The organism is Zunongwangia mangrovi, from assembly GCF_900112105.1.
GTDB lineage: Bacteria > Bacteroidota > Bacteroidia > Flavobacteriales > Flavobacteriaceae > Zunongwangia > Zunongwangia mangrovi.
The window spans coordinates 1-11,477 of sequence record NZ_FOKV01000016.1; the positions used below are offsets into that span (position 1 = coordinate 1).

Here is an 11,477-nt window from a genome sequence, read left to right on the forward strand (position 1 = left end):
TACAGGCTTTGCTCAGGATCATGGAATAGTAATGAGCATGACCGAGAAGTACGATCCCTATGAAAACGCCGTGGCTGAGAGAATCAACAGAACACTTAAATATGAATATGATTTAAAACGAACTATAAAAAATACTAACTTAGCCAAGAAGATGGTCAAAAGAGCTGTTGAGATTTACAACAACAAAAGACCGCATTTTAGCCTCAAGTTGAACACCCCTAACTTTGTTCATTTGAATAGAAATATAGAATATCATTCCTACAAAAGGAATAAACAAAATTTAGAACTATTGACCATTTAATCTGTCGAAAATTGAATCAAAAATGGTCAACCTATTTCAGTATAATACAAACAGCATAGAATTCAATAAATATTGGGATTTAAATTTCCCAGAATCGAATCCAATCGGACACGAATTAAAAGGTGTTTATCCAAATAGATGGTTACGAATCCACAGTTTGCCCGAATCGAAAAGATATGCGAAATCGGAAGATGAATATAAAATAATTTTAGATAGACAAAACAAGCTGATTTCGGAACTAATTGGAGAGAATACGGAAATAATAATTGTTTCAGGACAATACGAAATGGAATTGACCGACAAAATCTCAACCGAATTATCTAAATACGGAAAATTTAAAAAAAGTAGAACGATTGAACTTCATAAAATTTATCCTGAGGAATATGAAGATGATTTTTTTTATGATGTTTATTTCAGACCTGATTCTTGGAGAATTAATTCTCAAAACAAACTATTGAAAAATATTGCGGATGATGAATTTCGAGCAATGTTTGTTTGTCCGAAAAGGAATTGTATTGTAGCACCTTATGATGGCGGAATGGACATAATAGTGGAAAATCAAGAAAAAAGAGACATATTAAAAAATAAATATAAAGATTGGCTTTCAGAACGAGAAGATGGAATGTAACGGAAATAAAAAACGATTTGCCAACACCGTATAACAACAATTGCGGCTTTGTGTCCTGCGGACACAACCGCGCAAGCATAAAAGTCGGTAATTTTAGCTATCTTAGTTTTTAATCAATCCGCAACTGATTGTTATACAAGACCGTTGTGTGTAATTTTGAGAAAGTGCCGAAAAACCAGTAAACATTTATGACAACAGAAAGAATAACAATAAATAGAAATCACGTTTGGCTTTCATTTGACAATGTAAGGATAGAAACAGAAAATGGAATTGAGGAAAAGGAAGACCAAATTGTATGTTACTATAAATTAACAGAACCGAATGAAATTAACTATGGAACTCAATTAGTTGATAGCAACGATGTTCGACTTATATATAATAGTATTGACCACGCAAAACAAGAAGTAATTGCTTACTTGATAAATGATGTTTATCCACCGAATTACATACATCCTTTAGAATATACAAAAGAGAATTTGCCAGAAATAATGAACAAAACATTAATTTTTGATGTTGGAACTCAAAACTCTGATGAGATACAAGAATCTTTAGTTGGTGTTATGACTAATTGTACTTTGGCATCAAATCCACCTCATTTGCCTGGAACAGCAAGAATAACATTATTAGACGGAACTGAAAGAAGATTTAATTTTTTCCAAATAAAGAGAATTAGAAGAAACTAAACCTGATTAAGATGAAAGATTGGGAAAAATATGAACATCAAATTTTCGCAAAATTACGTGAAGAATTTCCCGATTCTGATATTAAAAAAGACGAGAGAATAAAAGGAATATTCTCGGAAAGAAGTAGGCAAATCGATATTTTAGTCACATCTCAATCAATTGGAAATGAGCTAAAAGTTGTAATTGATTGTAAAAAATTTAGTAAAAAAATAAACCTTAAAACTGTAGAATCTTTTTTAGGCTTTTGTGAAGATGTTGGTGCTCATCTTGGAATAATGATTACAAACATTGGTTATTCAAAAAGTGCATTGAAAAGAGTCAAAAAATATCACAGAGATATAAAATTAGATATTGTCAATTTTATTGACTTTGACGAATATCATTTTGACTTAACAGATTGCTCATTGTGCAGAAATGATGATGGATTTCCTCGTGGTCACATATTTTGGGACGAGCCAATTCCATTGGTAAAGGATGGATTAATTACCCTTATTCATCAAGGACAATGTTCCTATTGTGGAGAATTACACATTGAATGTCAAGGTTGCGGAGAAATAATGGATTTCGGAACTGATTACCAAGATATAGAATGTATGTGTGAAAACGTATTTGGAATTAAATCGGAATATATTGGAAGTGGAATGACGGAGGAACATATCTACTTAAAAGACAAAAAAGATGAACCACCTGAATTTATTGACCCTAACCAAGTAAAATTATTTGAATAAAAACTACACACAACAACGTATATAGCTCATAGCTAATTAGTTACTTAACCGAAGTTAAAGCATATTTGGAAAGTCGCCAAATTTTTAAATTTGACGAGTTCCAATAAAAAAGATAAATAGTAAAATTTAAAAATCTGGCTTGTGGCTCAACTGAAAAATAATTGCTAATTTACACGCTACGAGCCATATACAAAACCGTTGCCATAAATTTTTGAGATTTGAGATTTACCACTAAAATTTTACTTCCAATCTTAATTTTGTTCATTTTCCCAATGATCGGATCTGCACAGGTAGAAAATAAGTGGCAGCCAGACAGTATTTATTTAAACCGACAGGTAAAAAGGATAATTGTCTATTTAAATTCTCCAAAAGACTTATCAGAGATCATCGAATTTGACAAAAATGGTAATAGAATTAAATCAATAAAATATAGTGCATCATACAATCGAAGAACTAGAAAATCAAAGAAAATTGATGAAATTCATCGATATAAATATGATGATCAAGGTCGTTTGATAAAGATTAAAGATTCTATTGGAAGAGATTCAACGACCTTCGTTTATGATTCTAATAATAGATTAATTTCCAGAACTAAAAACCTGGGGAATTTTATTTACAATAAGAGCTATCTCTATAATCCATTTAAAACAACTACAACTCGAAAAAGAGAATCAGCAGTAGTTTATCATAAAACTAAAGAATACGATAAAGATTTTTATGTCAATAAATTTTATGGTTATGTATTAAACCCTAAATTAAAAAAGAAAAAAATCACCTATTCCGAAAATGACTCTTTAGTAAAAAGTCAAATCATGTCTTATAAAGACTATGACGATTTACAACGGTTTGAAGAAAACAAAATAATACAAAATCAATTTAACAGTGAAAACAGACTTATTAAATCTAAAGTCAAATCCACTTTTTTAAACAATCGACTGAATGAATATACCTTGTATTATTATTACTATAAAAATGGTTTATTAAAAAGTATTGGTGGTTATGTAGGATGGTATTTCAAATACGAGTTTTGGGAATAAAAACTCATGGCAACAACGATTAATCGCAAATAGCGGTTTTTTAATAAAAAAGTGTAATTTTAAAAACCAAGCAAGAAAAGTTTAAGCCGACAAATCCGCGTCCCTTACTCCGCTACTTGCGATAATCAAGACCGTTACAAAAAATTGCGCAGATTAGAAAATACTTTAAAACAACTAATATTTAAAAAGATATTTTATTTTAGTCCAAAGTTTTGAAAATAACAACTACGCTTAAAAAATAATACAATTTCAACTTTAACTTTTTAAGTACATAAATCAATGAAAAACAAGATATTCAAGTACGGTATTCCAGTTGGACTAATAATCAGTTTTATAGGATTTATACTTCTTAAAGTAAATTTAATTAATTTTGAAGTGTATAGTCCATTCAGTAATATCTATCGACTGACAACTTTTCTTTCCGTAATTTTTGTCTACATAAATAGTACTTTTATAAAGAATCAATTCAAACAATTAATCAAAATTATTGGAACTTCGTTTGCGGTAATTTTAATCATAAATATTCTAAAAGAATTCAATATTTATGATATACAAGCAATCGAAATAATTGGATCGATTACGATCATTGGCTTACTAATCTTGTATACATCTCATTTTTATAAAAAATCAAATAGAAATAGTTTAGATATTATAAAATTAGGGTTAGTATTTTTTGCAGCTATAGGTGTTTTTCTGAAGTTTCTTGAAATTGCTCCAGCGAACTATAAATATTTGACAGGAGGATTGTTTTGGGTAACGATATCAGGAATGATCTTATACAATTATAATCATGAAATAAGGGAGAAAATTAAAAATTAGAATTTCCTAAGAAATTTTTAGGAAGCGCAACTTTATGTAACAACGATTCATCGCAAATAGCGGTTTTGAATAAAAAACTGTAATTTTAAACATAAAGTTATAGAAGATTAAGCCGACAAGTCCGTGTCCCTTATTCCACTACTTGCGATAATCGAAACAGTTGGTTACAATAATTCAGAAAATGAAATTTAAGATTTTTATACTAATAATTTTTTCTTTAGTCAGTTGTAATTCAGATCAACCTGAACCTAACTTCTATAGAAATGAATTTACAGGTGAGATTTTAACTAAATTAGAGTTTGAACAATTCAATAAAAACCTCGTACCTGATACCGCTAAAGAAAAATCCTTGTTAGGCTATATATTTCCAGAAATTATAAAGCATGGTGACTCTATAATTCAACCTTTCAAATATGATTTGAGAATAGATAATAAATACATTCAAAGATCAATGAAATACGATAAAATAGGATTGAGCTTGAAAAGCCATAAATTTAATTTGCTCAATGGAGAAAGTCTAATTATTGGAGGAAAAACAGATAAACCAACGTTTATAAATTTATGGTTTACAACATGCAGTGGATGTATTAAAGAAATACCAATTTTGAATGAAATTCAGGAAAAATACAAAAACAAAATAAACTTTATTGCTATTACTTTTAATGAAGAGAAAGAGGTCAAAAAATTTTTAGAAAAAAAAGAATTTAATTTTAAACATTTAGTAAACCAAAAAGAATTCATCGAGAAAATATCGAGCCATCCGTATCCTGAAAATATTCTGATAGATAAAAATGGGACAATAAGATATATTGAACCCCAAATTATAAAATATGAAATTAATTATTTTGAGGAAATTATAGAAAAATTACTGTAACCAACAACGATTAATCGCAAATACCGGTTTTAAGATTAAAAGTGTAATTTTAGAGACCAAGTTAGAAAAGATTAAACCGACAAGTCCGAGTCCCTAATTCCGCTACTTGCGATAATCGAGACCGTTGTCAAAAATGCATAATTACAGCGTGGTAAACTTCAAGTTTCATTTCTAAAATAATCTATCTTTTAAGCGAAAACTTAAAGAAAATTGACAAATCTAAACGGATATAAAATCACTCAGACGAAAAACTGTTTGACAAAACTTTGCGCAGAGAAGATTAAAAATCCTAAAGAAAATAGAACTTAGCTGAAAAAATTACTCAAACTCGATAAACTGAAAACGATAAATTGTTGCGGATAAAAATTTCTCAGCACTACTATATTTTTTAAAACTTTGCGGAGAAAAAATTAAAACTAAAATTCGTTTTCAAAAAAATATTAAAACTTAGCTAACAAAGAAAATCAGAAATGATAAAGTGGAATCGAAAATCTGGACGGAAAAAGCACTTTAGACAACAACGTTTATCTTCAATCGTGGCTTTGTGTCCTGCGGACACAAACGCTCACGCGTCAAAGTCATTTCTTTTTATTATCTTCATTTCCTAAATTCCCACAACTGAAAGATAAACAAGACCGTTAGCACCAATTTGAAAAAAAACACCCGACTAAACAAAAGACGGGTGTAAAATTTAATTTTTACTTAATGCAATTTTTATTCCCATTAGAATAAATACAAATCCACTTAATTTATTTAACCATAGACCAGCATTTGGATTGTTTTTGATTTTATGAGAAAAAACACTGGCAAATGCCGTCAAAATTAAAAACCAGACAATTCCAATTAAAGCATAAGCAAGACCTAATAGAAGGAACGGAACAGGGTTATCCATTTGAGTTGGGTTTATAAATTGAGGAAAAAATGCCAAGAAGAATAATGCAACTTTCGGATTTAATGTATTTGTCAAGAATCCAGACCAAAAATCATTTCTACCCTTTTCTTGCACTTTCTTCTCATCATTTGTCGGTAAAAAATCCTTTCTATTTTTAAACTTTAAAAACCCCAAATAGATTAAATAAAAAGCGCCTACATATTTAACTATTGTAAAAGCGTATGCTGAATTGGCAATAATAACAGACAGTCCTAATGCGGCAAATAAAGTGTGCGTTAAAACACCTGCATTCACACCCAAAGTAGCATATACACCTGACTTGCGACCTTGAACTATAGACTTATTCAAAACAAATATTGTATCAATTCCTGGCGTCATTATGAAAAATAAAACCGTTACCATAAAAGTGAATAAATTTTCGATTCCCATCATTTCTGTTTTTTTTTGAATTAAACTAAAAACTTTCAGCAAAGAAACTACTTGGGATTCTATTTAAAAATACATATTTTTGATTGATTAATGCAAAAACTGCATTACTTATGACAATTCAACAAATTAAATACTTTTTAGAACTTGCTAAAGAACTCCACTTTTGGAAAACTGCGGAAAAAGTTTTTATCTCTCAATCTTCATTAAGCCGACAAATTCAAGCTTTAGAAGATGAATTGGAAATAAAGCTTTTTGAACGGGATAAAAGGAATGTGAAATTAACAAATTCGGGCAAATTTCTTCAAGAACATTGGGCAGAGAAAATTAACGAGTTTGACCAAATTATAAGGCAGGCAAAAAAAATTGATGCGGGTAATTTAGGAACTGTTTCCATAACGTATCCCGGTTCTATAACCTTTGAATTTTTACCTAACTTTTTAAAGATTTTAAACACTAATTTACCAGACCTTAAATTAGAGCTGACAGAACCGACAGATGAAAATCACGAAAAATTATTATTGGACTATCGAACGGATCTAGCTTTTAGTAGGGATAAAATTAAAAATGGAAATATTGATTCTTTAAAATTATATTCAGAACCCATTTGCTTGGCCGTTCCCAATAATCATTGGATAAAGGAAAAATCGCTACCTAGCATAGCTGACTTACAAGATGAAAAATTTATTATTTCAGGCTTACATCAAACAACATTTTTTGCCTCATTGTTGAGAAGCTTGTTTGATAAATATGGGTTTGAACCAAGAACAACAGTGGAATCAGACTTTGGCGGAATGATATTAAATCTAGTTTCCAAAGAAATAGGGATTTCCATTCTACCACTTTCATTTAAATCAGCCAAAGTTGAAAATTTGCGATTTATTAAACTAGATGAAAAAATAGATTTATATGTAAATTGGAGAAAAAACGAACTCAATAAAACGATAAAAAAAGTAGTTGAATATGCTAAATTTACAGAGATAAAATAAAAAAACTGGTGCTAACACCGTATAACAACAATTGCGGTTTTGTGTACTGCGGACACAACCGCGCAAGCATAAAAGTCGGTAATTTTAGCTATCTTAGTTTTAACCAATCCGCAACTGATTGTTATACAAGACCGTTGCCCACAATATTTAAAATCGTACTAAAATTGAAATTTCTTCTAGTGACATTAATTGGTTTTCTGTTTATAAGTTGTAAAACGGACAAAAAAGCGGAACCCTACAAGTCGGATCTAAAGCTGACTGAAAATTTATCTGATTTTACTACTCGAATGACAGAAAAGGACACAGTCAAGATTTTAGCGGAACTGAATATGGAATGGTGGATTAGAAGAGATGAATTAACTATTACCAAAAAGAATAATCAAATTATACTTCAGACAATAATTAAAGAGGACACGACATTTGAAGGGAAATATCAGATGCGGACGAATGAACTACCAAGAAAAGTTATTAAAAACACTGACAATTCGTTTGAAAAACATTTTAAAAATAAAATCGAACGAACCAAAGACAAAACAGTCCGACAGTATATTTATAAAATTATATCACCAAATGATACTCTTATATTTTACACTGACGGTTTGGGAGATAAAGGTGGAGAAGTAAGAGATTATTACAAATTTATGAACCATTATTATCCTGATAATAAAGAATTTCGATTCCCAGACGTTGAAATTGAAGAAGTAGATGACATATCATTTTAAAAAAATACTGTGGGCAACAACGATTAATCGCAAATAGCGGTTTTTAGCTAAAAAAGTGTAATTTTAGAAACCAAGTAAGTAAAGATTAAGCCGACAAATCCGCGTCCCTTACTCCGCTACTTGCGATAATCGAAGCCGTTACCCAAAATAGCTCCGGACAAAAACACTTCCTGAAAACCGAACTGACCGCAAAAAAATTATAATCAAAATTCGATGAAATCGGACATTATTTTAAAGCCTTCAGGAATAAAAAACCATGAAACAAAAACTGATATTGGATAAAATTGACTGTTCTTTTTAGACACTAAAACTGATTTTAAGTGGACAAGGACGAAAACAAAATCTCAAAATCTGAACTTCAGAATCATCAACAACGCGGAAAGCATTACGCAAAACCAATCTCTCTCAAAATTTAAATTGAAAAATCCAACTAAAAATTAAAAAAGACGCTGGAGAAACTTAAAATTGTAAACTTTTACTATAAATTTTAAACTTCAAAAGCTTCTCTCCTACTCTGAAAAAACAATAAAAGTTGAAATCTAATCTAAGTCGATATTCTATAAATCTGACAACATTTTTTAAAGAGGATAAGAACAAGAAAACCAATCAAAGCGTATCGCTACATTGGGTAACAACGTATAATAGCAATTGCGGCATTTTGTCCTGCGGACAAAACCGCGTAAGCATGATATTCAGTATTTTTAGTTATCTTAGTTCCAAGCAACCCGCAACTGACGATTATACGAAGACGTTAGGGAAAATAATTTTAAACATAGATTCATGAAAAAACTACTACTTCTATTATTACTTTTTTGTTTTTCAATAACAAGCTTTTCACAAGAAAATAATCTTAACACAACTATAGAAAAAGGTATAGCTTTTCACGATGCTGGAGAATACGATAAAGCCATTAAAGAATATGAAAAAGCCTTAGAAATAGATCCAAACTCCAGTCTAATATACTACGAAATTGCCTTTTCATACTTTTCAAAAGAAGAATATAAAAAAGCAGAAAAATACAGTGAAAAATCAATAGAATTAGATGATCAAAATTTACTTCCTAGCTACATAACTCTTGCAAACTCATTAGATATGCAAGGTAAACCAAAGAAAGCTCTTAAGGTATATGAAAAAGCTATAAAAAAATTTGATAATTACTTACTGTACTACAATTACGCTTTTACAAGCTTAAATCAAGGTAAAATAGATCAAGCATATGATGCCGTTATAAAGGCTATAGAAAATAATTCTACTCATCCAAGCAGTCATTTATTATTAAGCCAAATTATGGATACAAAAGGTAATAGAATAAAAGCGATGCTTCCATTATATTATTTCTTGCTATTAGAACCCAATTCCAATAGATCTGGAAAAGAATATAATCGTCTTATCAGTTATATGGACTTAGGAGTAGAGAAAACGTCTCCGACAAATATCAACATTAATGTTCCAATGAATGATGATTCAGATTTTAGTGCTGTTGAGATGATGATCAGCATGAAGAAAGCTTCAAACTCAATGGAAGAAAATAAAGACAAAACCCAACTCGAATTATTTGCAGATAATAATGAATCGATATTTTCAATTTTAGGAGAATTAAAAAATGAAAAAAATGGATTTTGGTGGGAATTATATGTTCCAGTATTTTATGATTTTGCGAAATCTGATCTTGTAGAACCTTTTAGTTATTATATCTCAGTTTCACAAGGAGAAAATGCAACGAACTGGTTAGCAGAAAATCAAGATAAATTTAATCAGTTTGCAAGCTGGTTTGAGAAATAAAAGTTACTTTCCCTAACATCGGTTCATCGCAAATAACGGGTTTAGCCGAAAAAGTGTAATTTTAGAAACCAAGTATAAAAACAGCAAAGCCGACAAGTCCGCGTACCTACTCCCGTAACTTGCGATAACCGTAACCGTTGTAACCAATGCAAAAAATAATTCAACTATAATGACTATTAAAGAGGCTGTTCTAAAAAGCTTAGATGATTTAAATAAACTTGCAAACTATCTCGATGTTCACGACAATATCATATCGAAAGGATATTATGACTTTAAAAAGGCTAAAACTCCACCAGCAACAATTTCAGCTCAATTAGGTGAATTTATTAGAAATGGAGATTCTAGAGTGAAAAGAATTAAGCAAGATAATGGCAGTTACTCTTATTATTTAACTAAAAATGAGTCTAATATCGATTTAGAAATATTAGCCGGTGTTCCAGAAGAAAAAACTTATAAAAATCATAAGAAAAGTTATTTAGAAAGAGATTTGCATAAATTACTAAGTAGCTATCTCAAAAACACTCAAATTTATTCCAAAACTATATTTCACGAACAATCCAACGGAAAAGACAGCAATCAAATATGGAGTCATCCCGATATGGTCGGAATTAAATTTTTAAATCTTCAAACTAAAGCAAGTCAAAATTTCTTGAAATCAATAAATAGAGTTGATACATTTAAGTTGAGTTCTTATGAAATAAAAAAAGAAATAAATAGTGACTCTGATTTAAAAAAAGCCTTTTTTCAAGCTGTTTCTAATTCTAGCTGGGCTAACTATGGTTACTTGGTTGCATTTGAATTCTCCGATAGTCTTTCAGAAGAAATGGAAAGACTAAATCAATCTTTTGGAATTGGAATTATCGAATTAAATTCTAATCCTTACAAAAGTAAAATTCTTTACCCTGCTACTTATAGAGATCTCGATTTCAAAACCATCGATAAGCTTTGTAAGATTAATTCTGAGTTTGGGGTTTTTATCGAACAAGTTGATAAATTGCTTACAGCTCAAGAAAGATATTATAAATCTACAGAAAAAGAACTTAATGAATTCTGCGATGAGTATTTTAGTAATGATTCAGAGATTGAAAAATATTGTAAAGATCACAGAATACCTACAGATAAATAAAGCACTGGTTACAACACCGTATAACAACAATTGCGGCTTTGTGTCCTGCGGACACAACCGCGCAAGCATAAAAGTCGGGATTTTTAGCTATCTTAGTTTTTAATCAATCCGCAACTGATTGTTATACAAGACCGTTAGGCGTAATTATTCAACACGTACTTTCCTGAAATAGGTTGACTAAAAATTAAACCTTTTAGTACTATACCTAATGAAAGAACAAAATCAACACTGTCGAAAAAATTCCTACAAAAAAGTGGGTTATGATCTCAAGCTACTGATCATTGATCAGATTCAAAATGCTCAGATTTCAATCAATCATGCTGCCAATAAATATCAGGTTTCCAGAGCTTCTATCTATTATTGGTTAAAAAAATACAGTACTTTAGAACAAAAGAAACAAGGGATGAGCAAGAAAGATGAAATCAAAAAACTCAAAGAAAAAATAGAGGAACTGGAATTTGTCAAAGACT

General features: G+C 30.2%; 13 protein-coding genes. 12 read left to right on the forward strand and 1 reads right to left on the reverse strand.

Features of this window, described 5'->3' with window-relative positions:
* From BM201_RS17620 to BM201_RS17650, 7 genes are all read left to right on the forward strand, one after another.
* Positions 1-301, forward strand: a 301-nt coding sequence (locus BM201_RS17620) for an integrase core domain-containing protein (protein ID WP_139219280.1), incomplete at its 5' end; no start/stop codon positions are given.
* 22 nt (positions 302-323) lie between these two features.
* On the forward strand, positions 324-929 hold the full coding sequence (locus tag BM201_RS17625; RefSeq protein WP_092545086.1) for a DUF3885 domain-containing protein: 606 nt from the start codon (positions 324-326) through the stop codon (positions 927-929).
* 188 nt (positions 930-1,117) lie between these two features.
* Complete coding sequence (locus BM201_RS17630) at positions 1,118-1,612, forward strand: hypothetical protein (protein ID WP_092545088.1); 495 nt, start codon at positions 1,118-1,120, stop codon at positions 1,610-1,612.
* Between the two features lie 11 nt (positions 1,613-1,623).
* On the forward strand, positions 1,624-2,340 hold the full coding sequence (locus tag BM201_RS17635) for a restriction endonuclease (RefSeq protein ID WP_092545090.1): 717 nt from the start codon (positions 1,624-1,626) through the stop codon (positions 2,338-2,340).
* 218 nt (positions 2,341-2,558) lie between these two features.
* A complete protein-coding gene (locus BM201_RS17640; RefSeq protein WP_139219282.1) occupies positions 2,559-3,377 on the forward strand; it encodes an RHS repeat domain-containing protein in 819 nt (272 codons plus the stop codon).
* A gap of 279 nt (positions 3,378-3,656) precedes the next feature.
* Positions 3,657-4,196: a hypothetical protein gene (locus BM201_RS17645; RefSeq protein WP_092545095.1), complete on the forward strand. Its 540-nt coding sequence runs from the start codon at positions 3,657-3,659 to the stop codon at positions 4,194-4,196.
* A gap of 181 nt (positions 4,197-4,377) precedes the next feature.
* Entirely contained in the window at positions 4,378-5,070 is a 693-nt protein-coding gene (locus BM201_RS17650) for a TlpA family protein disulfide reductase (protein WP_092545097.1), read from the forward strand.
* 691 nt (positions 5,071-5,761) lie between these two features.
* On the opposite strand, the gene BM201_RS17655 is transcribed toward BM201_RS17650, so the two are convergent.
* Positions 5,762-6,394, reverse strand: a complete 633-nt coding sequence (locus BM201_RS17655) for a LysE family translocator (RefSeq protein ID WP_245758695.1) — start codon at positions 6,392-6,394, stop codon at positions 5,762-5,764.
* A 107-nt stretch (positions 6,395-6,501) separates the two neighbouring features.
* Between BM201_RS17655 and BM201_RS17660 the strand changes: the two genes are divergently transcribed.
* The 5 genes from BM201_RS17660 to BM201_RS17680 form a co-directional block, all read left to right on the forward strand.
* Entirely contained in the window at positions 6,502-7,377 is an 876-nt protein-coding gene (locus BM201_RS17660; protein WP_092545099.1) for a LysR family transcriptional regulator, read from the forward strand.
* A gap of 164 nt (positions 7,378-7,541) precedes the next feature.
* Positions 7,542-8,099: a hypothetical protein gene (locus BM201_RS17665; RefSeq protein WP_175487089.1), complete on the forward strand. Its 558-nt coding sequence runs from the start codon at positions 7,542-7,544 to the stop codon at positions 8,097-8,099.
* A gap of 780 nt (positions 8,100-8,879) precedes the next feature.
* Complete coding sequence (locus tag BM201_RS17670) at positions 8,880-9,881, forward strand: tetratricopeptide repeat protein (RefSeq protein WP_092545103.1); 1,002 nt, start codon at positions 8,880-8,882, stop codon at positions 9,879-9,881.
* A gap of 169 nt (positions 9,882-10,050) precedes the next feature.
* On the forward strand, positions 10,051-11,007 hold the full coding sequence (locus BM201_RS17675; protein WP_092545105.1) for a hypothetical protein: 957 nt from the start codon (positions 10,051-10,053) through the stop codon (positions 11,005-11,007).
* A gap of 208 nt (positions 11,008-11,215) precedes the next feature.
* The coding region (locus BM201_RS17680; protein ID WP_139219286.1) for an IS630 transposase-related protein at positions 11,216-11,477 on the forward strand (262 nt) is incomplete at its 3' end.